We start from the raw sequence: 14,926 nt of genomic DNA on the forward strand, positions 1-14,926 counted from the left end.
TGGCGGCTTTCACGAGTCGCCTTATACTTTCTAACCTTTGAACAATCAGCGTTAAGAGTTAGTCATGTTTGATATCGCCCTCTACGAACCAGAAATTGCCCCAAATACGGGTAACATTATTCGTTTATGTGCCAACTGCGGTGCCAACCTTCACCTTATCGAGCCGCTAGGTTTTGATCTAGAAGAGAAGAAAGTTCGTCGAGCGGGACTGGATTATCACGACCTAGCGCGCGTCACGCGCCATAAAGACTATCAAGCATTTGTTGAGTACCTAGAGAAAGAACGCGGTGAGTACCGAATTTTTGCCTGTACAACCAAAACAACAGGTCATCACGTCGACGCTAATTTCCAGAAAGGTGACGTATTACTGTTCGGCCCAGAAACCCGCGGCTTACCTGCTGAGCTTATTGAAAGTATGCCAATGGAGCAGCGTATTCGTATTCCAATGATGCCAGACGCACGTAGCCTCAACCTTTCCAATGCCGTCGCTATCATCGCCTTTGAAGCTTGGCGCCAAATGGACTTTGAAGGGGCGCAGTAGCGAGAAGCGAACGCTTCGCTAGGGATGCGGGACGCGGGATTAGGGAACGGACTTCGTCCTACGGAGAGCTGGAGAGCTGGAGAGCTGGAGAGCTGGAGAGCTGGAGAGCTGGAGAGCTGGAGAGCTGGAGAGCTGGAGAGCTGGAGAGCTGGAGAGCTAACTTTATTTTTATCGAGCTCCCAAAGAAATCAACTATTTATTTTTTATAACAGTCATCCTCAAGAGGGAGGGACGACCGAGTTGGGGATCGCTTCAAAATCTCGCTTTCCCGAAGCAAAGCGTTCCATAGGGCGCAGCCCGTTCCGTTATTCAAAACAAAGCATTTCAAATCGATCAAAAAAGCCGATGCTCTTGCATCGGCTTTTACAACTCTAGCTATCTAGTTATCTAGCAGCGCAGCGTTCCAACCCTACGGGCGAGCAACAAAACCAACCGCTTCGTATGCTTTCTTCAATGTCTCAGCTGCGCGAGCTGATGCTTTCTCAGCACCTTGCTTCATCACCTGATCCATATAAGCACGGTCAGCGCGAATGCGGTGGTATTCGGCTTGAATAGGCTCAAGCATAGCTACAAGTGCTTCACCGACATCTTTCTTGAATGGACCGTACATCTCTACACCTTGGTACTTAGCTTCAATCTCTTCAAAGCTCATACCAGTCGCAGCCGAGTAAAGACCCATTAGGTTTGAAATACCTGCTTTGTTGTCCCAGTCATGAGCAATGCGCGGCGGCGTTTCTGCATCTGTCTGAGCTTTGTTAATCTTCTTGATGATTGACTTAGGCTCTTCAAGCAGAGTGATCACGTTCTTACGGTTATCATCCGACTTAGACATCTTCTTAGTTGCATCTTGCAGGCTCATCACACGCGCATTCACGGTTGGAATGTACGGCTCTGGCACTTGGAAGATTGGCTGCTCTGGCGAGTAGATATTGTTGAAGCGGTTAGCAATATCACGTGCTAGCTCAAGGTGCTGCTTCTGGTCACTACCTACAGGCACTTGGTGCGCGCCGTAGAGAAGAATATCTGCTGCCATCAATACTGGGTAGTCAAACAAACCAACGTTCACATCACCAAATTGGCTAGATGAGTCTTTCGAATAACGTGCAGACTTGTCTTTAAACTGAGTCATTCGGCCCAGTTCGCCCATCTGGGTGTAACAGTTAAGAAGCCAACCAAGTTGAGCATGCTCTGGTACATGTGACTGAACAAATAGCGTGCTCTTTTGCGGATCAACACCAACTGCAAGACAGATTGCTAGTGCGTCTAGAGTCGCTTCGTGCAACGCTTTCGGATCTTGGCGAACCGTAATTGCGTGAAGGTCGACAACACAGTATTGGCAATCGTAATCATCTTGCATCTGCTGCCATTGACGTAGAGCACCCAAGTAGTTACCGATACTTAGTTCACCTGATGGTTGAACACCACTCAATACGATGGGTTTGCTCATGGGAATAATTCCTTTGACTTCTTATGCTAAATAATGAAAAAAACCGCGTGGTTTCTATCCACACGGTTTACTCAGTGTACTCATTAACGAGTATTTTAAAAGATCTTTTGTCGCTATTAAGCTGAAACCGTTAAGAGTTCTGCTAAATCTGCGATGGTATCTGCGACATAATCCGGTTGAGAGGCAGAAATAGGCTCACCGTGGTTGTAGCCATAGGTCAAACCAAACGAATGACAGCCTGCGTTTTTCGCTGCTTTGATATCGTTACTTGAATCACCTACCATCAACATTTCTTGTGGCTGACAGCCATGTTTCTCAAGCAGCCAGTTCAATGCCATTGGGTTAGGTTTTTTCTCTGGGAACGTATCGCCACCAATCACATCAACAAAGTACTTATCAATGCCGTGCTTCGCTAGAACCTCAGGGACAAACTTCGATGGCTTATTAGTCACAAGCGCCATGGTAAAGCCCGCTTTGTGCAGCTCTACCAAGGTTTCCTTTACCGCTGGGTAGAGGTGGCTGAGCTTGTGTCCGCTTTGCTCATAGTAGTCATCAAACAGAACGCGCGCTTTGGCATGCAGTTCTGGATCTAAATCTGGTGAGACTGTTAGGCTGCGGCTCAGTGAACGACCAATAAGAACATCAGCGCCGTTACCTACATAGTCACGCACTTGCTCTTCTGTCACCGCTGGGTAGCCTAATGCTTGTACCGCTTGGTCAGCAGCAACCGCCAAATCAGGCACACTATCAAGTAGCGTCCCGTCTAAATCGAATGCGATTAACTTAATGTTGCTCATTGAATTAGTTAACCTTAGCCAGTTCTGCACGCATTTCATCGATCACTTGTTTGTAATCTGGCTGGTTGAAGATAGCCGAACCTGCGACGAACATATCCGCGCCTGCTTCTGCGATCTCTTTGATGTTTTCAACCTTCACACCACCATCAATTTCCAAGCGAATATCGCGACCAGATTCATCAATCATTTTGCGTACTGCGCGTAGCTTATCGAGTGTTTTTGGAATGAAGGATTGACCACCAAAGCCAGGGTTCACTGACATCAGAAGAATCATGTCTACTTTGTCGATGATGTACTCAAGGTGAGACAGCGGCGTCGCTGGGTTGAGTACCACACCCGCTTTACAGCCATGCTCTTTGATAAGCTGAAGTGTGCGATCAACGTGCTCAGAGGCTTCAATATGGAAAGTGATCATAGACGCACCTGCTTTAGCGAAGTCAGGAATAATGCGATCCACTGGCTTCACCATTAGGTGTACATCGATTGGTGCAGTAATACCATAGTCACGCAGTGCCTGACAGATAGGCGCACCAAAGGTTAGGTTAGGTACGTAGTGATTGTCCATCACATCAAAATGAACCACATCTGCCCCTGCTGCGAGTACTTTTTCTACGTCTTCGCCTAAGCGAGCCATATCCGCAGACAGAATTGATGGAGCGATAAGGAAATCTTTCATACCTGACCTCTAGTATTGATTGGGCATCATTGCACACTGAAGAAACTTTGCGCGCAATTCTACCTAAGCTAGAGGTGAGATGATAGAGAAGTGTGATGAAATGTGATTATTTGCATTCAACAGGTTTGAATAGCGCAAGAAGTTCATCAACTTTGTTACGCCCTGCTCCATTGCGGCTAATCGTGCGTTTCACCTTAACGACATTGAGCTCAGCGCCATGATAGAGACGACGAGTCAAAGTGGTATCGTGGTTCGAAATCAGCACTGGAATACCACGCTCAACCGCCGCTCTCTCAGCCACATCGGCCAAAGCCGCTTGGTCATCAAGAGTGAAACCATTACCTGCATACGAGGTGAAATTAGCTGTCGTCGACAGCGGCGCATACGGCGGATCACAGTAGACAACACTGCCTTTGCGCGCACGCTTAAAAGTCTCGTGGTAGCCTTCACAGACAAACGTCGCTTTCTTGGCTTTTTCGGCAAAGAACTCTAATTCAGCTTCCGGGAAATAAGGCTTTTTGTACGAACCAAACGGGACATTAAAGCCACCTTTTTTGTTGTAACGGCACAAGCCATTAAAACCAAAGCGGTTCATATACAGGAACGCCAAAGAACGATACATCACATCATCTGTGGCATTGAACTGGCTGCGAATATCGAGGTAAGCCTCTTTGCGATTATTCTCAGGGCAGAACCAACGCTTCGCCTCAGTAATGTACTCTTGCGGGTTTTCTTTGAGGAGGTTGTACAGGTTTATCAGATCTGGGTTGATGTCTGCGAGCAAGTACTGATCATAGTCAGTGTTTAGAAATACAGACCCAGCACCTACGAACGGTTCTACCAGCTTACGAGCTTCTGGCAAGTGACGCTGAATATCTTCGACAAGTCCGTATTTTCCACCTGCCCATTTCAGGAAGGCTCGCTGCTTCTTCATCTACTGCTCTATCTATCAACCACAAATTAAGGCTGCGGAATGTAACATATTTTGTAATTAATCTCAGACAATTTTCTGGATTACACCCAGTTTCTAATTATCTTGATTGCCACGGTCAATCTCTCGTTGCACTTGACTGAGAGACTTGGCCCAAGGCTCTACGTTTTGCAGCTCAGTAGACAACCCTTGTACCGCATCACGCGCCACTTGAATGGTTGGATAGTTTTGGTACGTCACTATGTACCAATCCACCCCATTGCGTTGAGTTGGATAGATAAAGACCTGATTGGCGAGCTGGTGACGATCAATAAAATTCTGCACTTCCTCAAGTGAGTTCACTGCCGCTAACTGGAGAGTGTAACTACGTGGAGAAAAGCTTTTCAGCTCATCTTTAGTGAAAGAAAACTTAATCACGGTAGGACTTGGCGCCGCTTCCTCTTCAGCAGCGCTTTCTGCTACGGCTTCGGAATCTGAAGTCACTGCCGCTTGAGGCTCGGTAACCTGCTCAGTTTTCGATTGCTCGACAACTTGTTCGATTTTGCTGGTATCCGCCTGCTCAGGTTTGCCTTCCATCAGAGCATCAACCACATCAGAGGTAATCACTACGCGCTGATGATCTTCATCGGTATCACCAACACTCGATATTTGTTCAGTCACATCCTGTGGTAGCGAGAGCGAATCATCTTCAGCATTCGCCATGGTTGGATCAACCACAGGTTCAGGTTCAATCGTTGCAGCTGTGCTTTCTGCGCTCGTGCTCTTTTCCGATAGTGTCGGTATTGCCGTCTGTTCGATAGATTCTGTGATTTGCTGAGCTTTGTCATCTGGTGATGGTTGCGACATCATCCACCAGTAACCACCGCCGATTAACACCAACAGCGTGATAACCAACAGTGCAATGTTGATTGGTGAACCCACAATTGAGCGGATAATGATCCTTTTTTCCACTTTTTGATCCCCTAAAGCCATGATTTCGCCAGGATGATGAGCAACCGTTCGATACGCGTTTCGAACGCGCTTTTCCATGTCATCTTCGACAAACCGAATCACCAATTGTTCAAAGAATCGATCCGCTTCCTCTTGGCTAAGTGGTTCAATTTCAAGATCAATCGGCTTGTGTTCTTGACCATAACTCAATCGGGTCAGTAATGCATCTAGACTGTTCGATTGAGCGAACAACAGCACATTCACCGTCCAGCCTGGATTAACCTGAGCTTCAAGTACCAACATCCACAGTTCAGAAACGAAGGACTCGGTCAGCAGATGCGCATCATCGATCGCTATCACTACATCACAGGTCTCGCCCTGCATGATACGTGTGAAAGACTCGACGAGAGAATCAGCCGGATTAAAAAGAGGTTCGGAAATAAGTTGAGAGAGGATAGTTGAGCGACGTTGAGATTCATCTTGATTGGGGTAGCACATCAGCAACGACTGGTTTTTATCTTGCGCCCAAGCTTCTAGATAATATTGTGCCAGCCAAGTCTTACCCGCACCTGATGCACCACCAAGTGTGACCAAATTCGAGCCAAAATTAGTCAACAGCTGCAAACGTTCTAGCAGTTCTGTTTGTGAATCTAACTCCAACACACGTGGATCATGCGCCAAGCTCATTACGTTATCCCAATGAAAATACGAGTAATACCAAGCCAACGCTTTAACCTCGTAAGGGCAAAGGTCAGATTGGTACTACAAAACAAAAAGATTTAAACAGTGCGCGCGAAGTCGATAGCTTGTTCAATGATCGATTCTGGAACACCTTTAACTACTTCAGCAGTCCCTATGCTGGTAGGGAGTACAAGGCGAAGCTCACCAGAAAGTACTTTCTTATCACGCATCATATGCTTCATGAAATCAGCAAATGACATCGTTTCTGGAGTATGTACTGGTAGCTGGGCTCTTTTCAGTATAGAAATAATTCGCTCAATTTGCTGCTCATTGATAAGGCCTTGAAGTTGAGCGGTTTTTGCAGCCATCACTGTGCCTGCAGAAACAGCTTCACCATGTAGCCAATTACCATAACCTAACTCAGCTTCGATCGCATGACCAAATGTATGACCTAGGTTCAGCAATGCGCGAATTCCTGACTCTTTTTCGTCCTGAGCAACCACTTCCGCTTTAATCTCACAGCAGCGAGCAATGGCGTAAGTAAGAGCTTGTTCATCAAGTTGATACAGCTTATCGAGGTTTTCTTCTAACCAAACAAAGAAGTCTTGATCGTAGATGATGCCGTACTTGATGACTTCGGAAATACCGGCAGCAAACTCTCTTTGCGGTAAGGTTTTTAGACAATCTGTATCGATAACCACCGCTTTAGGTTGGTAGAAGGCACCAATCATGTTCTTGCCGAGTTTGTGGTTAACCGCCGTTTTACCACCCACAGATGAGTCAACTTGAGACAGCAACGTCGTCGGGATCTGGATAAAGTCGACACCGCGCTGGTAACAGGCCGCAGCGAAACCCACTAAATCACCAATCACGCCACCACCGAGCGCAACCACCACCACATCACGGGCGTAATTGCCTTCAAGTAGGAAGCTCATAATGGTGTTAAAGGTGTCTAATGATTTGTACTGTTCGCCATCAGGCAGCTCAAGAACCGTTGCTTCACAGCCTTGTTGCTCGATAAGAGAGAGGATTTTATCCGCATACAGTGGCGCTACAGTGACATTAGAAATCACCACCACTTTTTGTTTTGCCGATAAGAAAGAAAGGTGGGCCGGATCATTAAATAATCCGGCACCAATTGAGATTGGATAGCTACGCTCATCTAAGCTGACCGTAATCCGTTCCATGGGTATTCTCCAGTTGCTAAAAAAAGTCTTAACGTTCTTCTAGCATTTTTACGATCTGGTTGGCTACCACTTTTGCACTTTGATCGTCTGTACGTACTGTGTAATCCGCAATTTCTTCGTAAAGTGGGTTGCGTTCGCCAGCTAGCGATTCAAGCACGTCACGTGGATTATCAGTTTGTAATAATGGTCGCTTCTTGTCGCGGTTAGTGCGCGCAAGCTGCTTTTCAATCGTTGTTTCAAGGTAAACAACAATACCGCGTGCAGAAAGACGATTGCGGTTTTCTTTGCTCTTGATTGAACCACCACCGGTCGCAAGTACAATACCTTGCTCTTCCGTTAGGTCGTTAATCACTTTTTCCTCGCGATCGCGGAAGCCTTCTTCACCTTCTACGTCAAATACCCAAGCGATATCTGCGCCAGTACGTTCTTCAATAACGGTATCAGAATCAACAAACTCCATATGAAGCTGTTGAGCTAGGTGTCTACCAATTGTGCTTTTGCCGGCACCCATAGGGCCAACAAGGAAAATATTGCGTTTCTCAGCCATGTTTAGCAGTAATTTACAACGTTAATTCAATGACATCGCCACAAGAAAAGCCAGTGTGATACTAGCGATGGAGATGCTTGTGGCACCGATTCCTCACAGATAATTCGTGATAAGACCCGAAATTATCTAGATAAGGTGCCATTAATGCAAATTTATTTTCGTCCCTAACCAAAATCTTACTCAATCACGACCTTTGGGGTGACAAAAATTAACAGTTCACTTTTGCCCATTTGTTGGTAAGTACGACGAAATAGCGCCCCTAGCAGAGGCAAATCACCAAAGAAAGGTACTTTGTCGACTGCATCTGTCACGCTGTGTTGGAAAATGCCTCCGAGCACCACGGTTTCTCCATTCTCCACCAGCACTTGGGTGCCAATTCTTTGGGTGTTGATCGCCACCGCTTCTCCTGTACCGGTTTTCACCACATCACCTGGCCTATCTTGGGTCACGCTCAAATCCAGAATTAGCCGATTATCTGGGGTAATCTGTGGCGTAACTTTTAAACTGAGCACTGCCTTCTTAAACGAAACGCTGGTTGCCCCACTTGAAGATGACTCTAGATAAGGAATCTCGCTGCCCTGCTCAATATAGGCAGGCTTTTTATTAGTGGTGATCAAACGCGGGCTTGAGATGACTTCTGCTTTCGACTCTCTTTGTAATGCCGATAGCTCAAGGTCAAGCAACATGTCGGAGCCAAGCTTAGCGACTTGAAATGCAACGGTCGAAGCATTAGCTGAGGTGGCGCCAAGATTCACGTTTAGCATGTCATCGATTGGCACCACATCGAATACGTTATCTTCAATGCTGGCACCAATAGAAGTACTGCCGTTGGTGTTACTAAATCCCCAACGTACCCCAAGCTCATCCAAGTTGCCTTCATTAACCGTAACAATCCTTGCTTCGATTTGCACCTGCTTAACTGGGATATCGAGTGATTCGACAATAGAACGAATGACATCAACATTTTGCTCTAAGTCTCGAATCAATAGGGCGTTGGTGCGCTCGTCCACACTCAAAGACCCCCTCGGAGACAGCATACTAAACTCTCCGCCACCATCGATTAAGTCAGCAATATCGGCCGCCTTGGCAAACTTAATTTGGATGATATCCGACAACAGTTCCCCTAGCTGTTCCTTTAAACGCGCTTTCTCCAGCATCTGCTGCTCACGGGCATCCAGTTCCGCTTTTGGCGCGACCAAAACAATGCTTCCTTCGACACGTTTATCTAACCCTTTGACCTGAAGGATGATATCGAGCACCTTCTGCCATGACACCTCCTCAAGGCGTAAAGTCAGATTGCCCGTCACCGAATCGGAAACAACCAAGTTGAAATCATTGTAATCGGCGATCAATTGCAGCACATTTCTAACCGGAATATCTTGAAAGTTAAGTGATAATTTCTTGCCTGGCTTATCGAGAAGACTTGTTTTGTCTACCTGCTGACCATCACGACTGCTCACCACGGTCACTTGTAATCGAGTCCCTTCAAGTTGGTCTTGGTAACGAAAGTCCCCATTAATTACTGCTATCAACTCGACCTTGTCTGGATGGCGAAAGACTTCAATATCACGCACCGCAGTGCCAAACTCGGTCACGTCAAATACCTTGATTAACGCTTCTGTCACTTGGGTTTGTGGCAAGGTAATACTTAACCCCTGCGCCACTTTTTGTATATCGACCACAGCACGAGAGTCAGACAAGGTTAGAACAATTTGCGCGTTGCGCTGCTCATCAAGTTTAAAATCCAAGCCTTGCAGCAGATTGTCCTTTTGCTCTTGGGCATAAACAACACAGGGGAGGAACACCACAAACAAGGTGAACCATTGCAAACAGCTTCTAGCAAAAGCCACCAATCCTTTTATCCTATTCATCTCAATCTATTCTCTACTTAAGTGCTAATTTGGTATTACGTAACTGCCAACATCCGAGACCGTCTGCGATGGCTTCTCGCACCAACACATAGCCATCAGTAACCTTAGTCACCTTGCCATGATTCAGCCCCAGATAACTGCCCGAGTTAACCTGTACTAAGTGACCGGTTGGCGCCTCAATAAGCGCTGACTTGCTTCCACCTCGACTCATCACACCTTTTAGTCGTAGTTGGCTCAACGGAAAAGTCGCCAACTGACTCGCGTTGCGTTTAGGTTGCCAACAATCTTTTGCTAACTTTTGCTGGTTAATGGACAGTGCAGCTTGGGGTAGCTCGAATGGCTGCCTAATTTGATGGGAAGTGTAGTGAGAGCTTTGAACATCAATGACAGGGGCAAGCTCATACACCTCTACTTCAACCCCACGCTTAAGTTGCGCTAGGTATTCCTCAAGAGGAGCTTGGTTTGCCTTGCAGCCAGAAACCAAAGCAATCAAAGGCAATAGCCAGTTAACTTTCATCTTTGACCTCTGCTTTAAGCTGATAGGTGTAAGCTCGGACGCGAAAATGCAGTGTGCTGCTTTCTAAACTGACGCGATGCCAATAGACGTCATCAAAATTTATAATTCGCGGTAACGAGGCAATTGCCGCAGAAAAATCGCCGATATCGTGATAATCGCCAGTCAATTCAATGTTGAGTGGCAGCTTGTAAAGAAACGCTTGGTTGTGTTTGTGCCCCCAATCAATTCGAGTAAAGGTCAGGGAGTTTTGTAAGCCGACCTGATTGACTGACGCCAACATAGAAGCGAGCTCTTTTTGCGCCGGCAATTGACGCGATAGATAGTCATAGCGCTGTGACAGCTCATCAAGCTGAGCCTTCATTGTAGGTAACAACACCACTTTTTTCGTTTTCAATGCTATTGAGGTTTTGTGCTGCTGCTCTTGCTGTTTAAGAACATCGAGTTGTTCAAGCTTAGGCTGAACAAACAACCAATAACCGCCTCCTTGTAAAATCACCATCAACACGGCCATTAAAACTAGCTGATAAGTAAGTGGCCACTCGCCTATCTCTTCAATATCAAGGTTAAAGCGATTCACTCTGACCTCCTAAAAGAGAAAAAGAGACGCGATATGATTGGTACGTACTGGCAAATCGAGCCGTACCATGAACAATGGAATGCATCTCGACGTTAGTTACTGCGGGTGATTTTTCGAGATTATCTAGCATGGTGGCAAGATGAGAAGTTGAATCGCTGATCCCAGCAAGTTCAACCTGCAGACCATTGATCTTTAGCTTGTCGATGTAAACACCAGCTGGAATCAGCTCGGGCAATAAATTCATAAAGTCTGTGGTTTTATTGCGCTGTTTCTGCAAACCCTCAATAACCGACAAGCGGGTAAGTAGAGCTTGATGCTCTCTTTCAACGACTTTCAGTTGGTTAAGCTGCTGGTCCAATTGCTCTCCATGACGAACGAGGTAATCATTGCGCTCAGATTGCCGATTCTGTTGCTGCACTATATAACTGCCGATGCCCCACTGGATAATCACAGCAATGACTAACGTAACCATCATCAGCACTCCAAAGCGCTTTTGGCGATAATCTCGCAGCTCTTCACGCCACGGCAATAGATTGATGCTATGCAGCATGACGACTCTCCAACCAAGTGAGCGCGCGCAGAGCAATCCCAGCCGCCGATGTGAACCTATGCCCATTGGTCAACAGATTATCGGATAGCTGTTGGTTCGTTGTTGAAAAAAGAGTCAGCGGGTTGAGAAGCTCACATTCAATGGCAAAGTGCGCGCTGATGTCATTTGCAAGAACAGGCATGGCAGCCCCAACACCAGACAGCCAAATCCCTTTAACACTCTTACCGTGCATAGAAGCAATAAGCTGTAAATTGCGTTGGATTTTATCTAGTAACTCAGCAGTGAACTCTTCACGGCTTTGCGCCAGACTTAAGCAAAGGTTTGAATCCACCTCTTTTTCATGGGTTGCGAAAACGATGTCTTTGCAAAAAGGCGCTTTATCAGCAAGGTCCATACATAACGAAGCGTGGTCAAAACCAACATCGATCAGAAGCCAGTCGGTTTTCACCTGTTGTCGCGCAGCAAGTTGCCAAATATGCACTAAAGCATGGGCACGTAAATCAACCACAACGGGTTGGAAGGAAGCGCTTTTGAACACTTCAACTCTAGGGTCAACCAGCTCTTTTTTCGTCGCGTATACTTGGTAGTGAGTTTGCGGTGACTGTCCATCAGTGGTCAGGGGAACATAATCTAAGTAGAGATCGTCAATTGGAAACGGAGTTTGGTGAGAAAATGCATCGGAAATAGCATACTCAATTTCATTGTCGCTAAGCCCGCTATCTATCTGTAATACCTTACTTATTACCGCATTATCTGGTATCGCTAATGCAACTTTCGTACTAAATCGCGGCAAACTCTTCCTTAGTTCTTTGAGTTTCTTTACAATTTTCTGATAATTTGACATATGGTTATCAGAGAAAATGCCCGCTTCGATTGGCAATTCTCGATAGTCGACAAGAGCAAATGTGCCCTTGTTTGGCTTGAGAACCACCGCTTTAATACTGTGGTGTCCAATTTCAATGCCTGTAACTAATGATTTACCCATGCAGCTTAGCTCCGTACTTTTTGCTTAGCTCATTTGCTTAAATTGATGGTTAAATAAGCACATAGACAAAATGAGCTAGATTTTTAGCTTAAAGTACAAGGGTTTACACTTAGTGAACCCAATCAATCAGGGAATCTCCGGTGAAGTTCATAAAGCGACTACTTATATTCACATTGATTTGCATAATTCTTGGGGTCGGTACGATATTCGGCTTCTACTTGTATGTGAAGCCAGAGCTACCAGACGTAGCAACATTGAAAGACGTAAAACTGCAAACTCCAATGCAGGTGTTTAGCCAAGACGGTAAACTGATCTCCCAGTTCGGCGAGAAACGTCGTATCCCTGTCGCTTATGACGATATTCCACAGCATCTGATCGAAGCGCTAATCGCAACAGAAGATAGCCGCTTTTACGATCACCCTGGTATCGACCCGATTGGTATTACTCGCGCGGCCGTCGTGGTTGCACTTTCAGGCTCGGCCAAGCAAGGTGCAAGTACCATTACTCAGCAGCTAGCTCGTAACTTCTTCCTTTCCAATGAAAAGAAGATCATGCGCAAAATCAAAGAGATCTTTATTGCTATCCATATCGAACAACTTCTTAGCAAAGAAGAGATCATGGAGCTGTACGTCAATAAGATCTTCTTAGGTTATCGCTCTTATGGCTTTGGTGCCGCGGCGCAAACCTATTTTGGTAAAGAGCTTCAAAAACTCACACTCAGTGAGATCGCTACGCTTGCCGGTATGCCAAAAGCGCCTTCAACCATGAACCCTATTTACTCGCTTGAGCGTGCGACGAACCGTCGCAATGTCGTACTACTGCGTATGCTCGACGAGAAATACATTACTCAGGCTGAGTATGAAGAGGCTCGCGGTGAAGAGATCGTTGCACGCTATCATGGTGCAGAAATCGAGCTAAGTGCCCCATACGTTGCAGAGCTAGCGCGCGCTTGGATGGTTGCTCGCTACGGTCAAGAAGAAGCGTACACATCAGGCATGAACATCTACACCACGGTAGATTCAAAGCTTCAAGCAGCAGCAAACAAATCGGCGATCGACAACTTGCTGGCTTACGATGAGCGTCACGGCTACCGCGGTGCGGAAAAGGTTCTTTGGCAGCCAGGCAAACCAGCCCTTGATGAGCAGAAAATAGATAAAACGCTCGACAACGTTCCAACTTATGGTCAGCTCGTTCCTGCTGTTGTCACTAAGGTAGATAACAAACAAGCAACCATTTGGGTTAAGGACCAAGGGATCAACACCTTAGAGTGGGATGGCATCAAGTGGGCTCGTAAATTCCTCACTGATGATCGCCAAGGTCCACCGCCAAGCAGTGCCAAAGATGTCTTAGCTGAAGGTGAGCAAATTTGGGTGCGTGAAGTTGAAAGCACAGTTGAAGGCCAAGCTCCAAGCTTCGCTTGGCACCTAAGCCAAGTGCCGAATGCGAACACTGCATTTGTTGCCATGAACCCTGAAAATGGCGCCGTCTTGTCGTTGGTTGGTGGTTTTAACTTTGTTCATAACAAGTTTAACCGTGCCACTCAGTCAGTACGTCAAGTTGGTTCAAGTATTAAACCCTTTATTTATGCCGCTGCGATCGATAAGGGGCTAACACTTGCGACCCTGATCAATGACGCTCCGATTAACCAATGGGATAAGAGTCAAGGTACAGCTTGGCGACCAAAGAACTCGCCACCAACTTACATTGGCCCTACTCGCTTACGTATTGGTTTAGCACAATCGAAAAACGTAATGGCTGTGCGCGTATTGCGTGAAGTCGGCCTTGATGAAACGCGCCAATACTTAACACGCTTTGGTTTCGATATAGACCAAGTGCCGCGTTCAGAAACCATTGCTCTTGGTGCGGGTAGCTTAACACCAATGAAAATGGCTCAAGGCTACTCAGTGTTCGCTAATGGTGGCTACTATGTAGAACCCTTCTATATCAGCCGAGTGGAAGGCCCATTTGGTGACCTAGAATTTGAAGCATCACCAAAAGTGGTCTGTCATAAAGACTGCACCCAAGCAGCCACAAGTGACAATGAATTTGCCGAGCAAGATGTGACAACTGAGGTCACTGAAGAGCCTCAATATGCTCCACAAGTGATCTCAGAGCAAACTGCATTCTTGATGCGTGAAATGATGTACAGCAACGTCTGGGGTGGCGGTAACTGGCGTGACGGCACAGGTTGGAACGGTACCGGTTGGCGTGCTCAGAAGCTGCAACGTCGCGACATTGGTGGTAAAACCGGTACGACTAACGACTCTAAAGATGCTTGGTATAACGGTTATGGCCCAGGAATGGTCGCTATCGCTTGGGTCGGTTTCGATGATCACACGCGTAAGCTAGGTCGAACCAAAACTAACAGTAATCTCGGCAAAGATCAGATTACTGGTGCTGAAGCAGGGGCAAAAACAGCTCAACCGGCATGGGTCGACTTTATGCGTACAGCGCTTGCGGGAGTTCCTCAACAAAGCAAAACGATTCCGCAAAATATCGTACGAGTTCGAATTGATCGAGACTCTGGTCTCTTGACCAATAAGTTCGACTCTAGCTCTATGTTTGAATACTTCTTAGAAGGTACTGAACCTACCGAGTACGTCACCAGTGAGATTACTGACAGTATCTACACTTCTGATGGCGGCGAAGAGCTGTTCTAACGCATTACAGCACGAAAAGAAAAGAGGTT

The 14,926-nt window shown here is 46.4% G+C and carries 14 protein-coding genes; 2 read left to right on the forward strand and 12 right to left on the reverse strand.

The window, feature by feature from the left end:
* Window positions 1-64 precede the first annotated feature (64 nt).
* Entirely contained in the window at window positions 65-541 is a 477-nt protein-coding gene (gene trmL, locus LYZ37_RS13740) for a tRNA (uridine(34)/cytosine(34)/5-carboxymethylaminomethyluridine(34)-2'-O)-methyltransferase TrmL (protein ID WP_272785842.1), read from the forward strand.
* 409 nt (window positions 542-950) lie between these two features.
* Here trmL and trpS read toward each other — a convergent pair whose 3' ends face one another.
* The 12 genes from trpS to pilM form a co-directional block, all read right to left on the reverse strand.
* Window positions 951-1,988, reverse strand: coding sequence for a tryptophan--tRNA ligase (gene trpS, locus LYZ37_RS13745; RefSeq protein WP_008077776.1), 1,038 nt, complete (start codon window positions 1,986-1,988; stop codon window positions 951-953).
* A 116-nt stretch (window positions 1,989-2,104) separates the two neighbouring features.
* Window positions 2,105-2,785: a phosphoglycolate phosphatase gene (locus LYZ37_RS13750; RefSeq protein WP_272785843.1), complete on the reverse strand. Its 681-nt coding sequence runs from the start codon at window positions 2,783-2,785 to the stop codon at window positions 2,105-2,107.
* A 4-nt stretch (window positions 2,786-2,789) separates the two neighbouring features.
* Window positions 2,790-3,461 carry a ribulose-phosphate 3-epimerase gene (gene rpe, locus LYZ37_RS13755; protein WP_171325640.1) on the reverse strand — a complete coding sequence of 224 codons (672 nt, stop codon included), beginning with the start codon at window positions 3,459-3,461 and terminating at the stop codon, window positions 2,790-2,792.
* A gap of 106 nt (window positions 3,462-3,567) precedes the next feature.
* Entirely contained in the window at window positions 3,568-4,395 is an 828-nt protein-coding gene (locus LYZ37_RS13760) for a Dam family site-specific DNA-(adenine-N6)-methyltransferase (RefSeq protein WP_272785844.1), read from the reverse strand.
* 93 nt (window positions 4,396-4,488) lie between these two features.
* The gene (locus LYZ37_RS13765; protein ID WP_272785845.1) at window positions 4,489-6,009 is read right to left on the reverse strand and encodes an SPOR domain-containing protein; all 1,521 of its coding nucleotides are present in this window, start codon (window positions 6,007-6,009) and stop codon (window positions 4,489-4,491) included.
* Between the two features lie 92 nt (window positions 6,010-6,101).
* Window positions 6,102-7,190: a 3-dehydroquinate synthase gene (gene aroB, locus LYZ37_RS13770; RefSeq protein WP_272785846.1), complete on the reverse strand. Its 1,089-nt coding sequence runs from the start codon at window positions 7,188-7,190 to the stop codon at window positions 6,102-6,104.
* 28 nt (window positions 7,191-7,218) lie between these two features.
* The gene (aroK, locus tag LYZ37_RS13775) at window positions 7,219-7,737 is read right to left on the reverse strand and encodes a shikimate kinase AroK (RefSeq protein WP_004743301.1); all 519 of its coding nucleotides are present in this window, start codon (window positions 7,735-7,737) and stop codon (window positions 7,219-7,221) included.
* A gap of 176 nt (window positions 7,738-7,913) precedes the next feature.
* Window positions 7,914-9,608 carry a type IV pilus secretin PilQ gene (locus LYZ37_RS13780; RefSeq protein ID WP_272785848.1) on the reverse strand — a complete coding sequence of 565 codons (1,695 nt, stop codon included), beginning with the start codon at window positions 9,606-9,608 and terminating at the stop codon, window positions 7,914-7,916.
* A 13-nt stretch (window positions 9,609-9,621) separates the two neighbouring features.
* Window positions 9,622-10,125: a pilus assembly protein PilP gene (locus LYZ37_RS13785; RefSeq protein WP_272785849.1), complete on the reverse strand. Its 504-nt coding sequence runs from the start codon at window positions 10,123-10,125 to the stop codon at window positions 9,622-9,624.
* Window positions 10,115-10,702 (reverse strand): type 4a pilus biogenesis protein PilO, encoded by a 588-nt coding sequence (locus tag LYZ37_RS13790; RefSeq protein WP_272785850.1) that lies wholly within the window; start codon window positions 10,700-10,702, stop codon window positions 10,115-10,117. The genes LYZ37_RS13785 and LYZ37_RS13790 overlap by 11 nt, the downstream gene beginning before the upstream one ends.
* A complete protein-coding gene (locus LYZ37_RS13795) occupies window positions 10,689-11,252 on the reverse strand; it encodes a PilN domain-containing protein (RefSeq protein ID WP_272785851.1) in 564 nt (187 codons plus the stop codon). Before LYZ37_RS13795 ends, LYZ37_RS13790 begins: the two co-directional genes overlap by 14 nt.
* The gene (pilM, locus tag LYZ37_RS13800) at window positions 11,242-12,237 is read right to left on the reverse strand and encodes a type IV pilus assembly protein PilM (RefSeq protein WP_272785852.1); all 996 of its coding nucleotides are present in this window, start codon (window positions 12,235-12,237) and stop codon (window positions 11,242-11,244) included. Before pilM ends, LYZ37_RS13795 begins: the two co-directional genes overlap by 11 nt.
* 140 nt (window positions 12,238-12,377) lie before the next feature.
* On the opposite strand from pilM, the gene LYZ37_RS13805 reads away from it, so the two are divergent.
* Window positions 12,378-14,897 (forward strand): penicillin-binding protein 1A, encoded by a 2,520-nt coding sequence (locus LYZ37_RS13805; RefSeq protein WP_272785853.1) that lies wholly within the window; start codon window positions 12,378-12,380, stop codon window positions 14,895-14,897.
* Window positions 14,898-14,926 lie beyond the last annotated feature (29 nt).

Origin of the sequence: Vibrio tubiashii (genome assembly GCF_028551255.1) — a bacterium.
GTDB classification, from domain to species: domain Bacteria; phylum Pseudomonadota; class Gammaproteobacteria; order Enterobacterales; family Vibrionaceae; genus Vibrio; species Vibrio tubiashii_B.

Excerpts from the sequence above, each read along its gene's own strand:
- LYZ37_RS13765 (WP_272785845.1), bottom strand. The coding sequence starts at position 6,009 with ATGAGCTTGGCGCATGATCCACGTGTGTTGGAGTTAGATTCACAAACA.
- LYZ37_RS13750 (WP_272785843.1), bottom strand. The coding sequence starts at position 2,785 with ATGAGCAACATTAAGTTAATCGCATTCGATTTAGACGGGACGCTACTT.
- aroB (WP_272785846.1), bottom strand. The coding sequence starts at position 7,190 with ATGGAACGGATTACGGTCAGCTTAGATGAGCGTAGCTATCCAATCTCA.
- trmL (WP_272785842.1), top strand. The coding sequence starts at position 65 with ATGTTTGATATCGCCCTCTACGAACCAGAAATTGCCCCAAATACGGGT.
- LYZ37_RS13780 (WP_272785848.1), bottom strand. The coding sequence starts at position 9,608 with ATGAATAGGATAAAAGGATTGGTGGCTTTTGCTAGAAGCTGTTTGCAA.
- aroK (WP_004743301.1), bottom strand. The coding sequence starts at position 7,737 with ATGGCTGAGAAACGCAATATTTTCCTTGTTGGCCCTATGGGTGCCGGC.
- LYZ37_RS13795 (WP_272785851.1), bottom strand. The coding sequence starts at position 11,252 with ATGCTGCATAGCATCAATCTATTGCCGTGGCGTGAAGAGCTGCGAGAT.
- LYZ37_RS13785 (WP_272785849.1), bottom strand. The coding sequence starts at position 10,125 with ATGAAAGTTAACTGGCTATTGCCTTTGATTGCTTTGGTTTCTGGCTGC.
- pilM (WP_272785852.1), bottom strand. The coding sequence starts at position 12,237 with ATGGGTAAATCATTAGTTACAGGCATTGAAATTGGACACCACAGTATT.
- LYZ37_RS13760 (WP_272785844.1), bottom strand. The coding sequence starts at position 4,395 with ATGAAGAAGCAGCGAGCCTTCCTGAAATGGGCAGGTGGAAAATACGGA.
- trpS (WP_008077776.1), bottom strand. The coding sequence starts at position 1,988 with ATGAGCAAACCCATCGTATTGAGTGGTGTTCAACCATCAGGTGAACTA.
- rpe (WP_171325640.1), bottom strand. The coding sequence starts at position 3,461 with ATGAAAGATTTCCTTATCGCTCCATCAATTCTGTCTGCGGATATGGCT.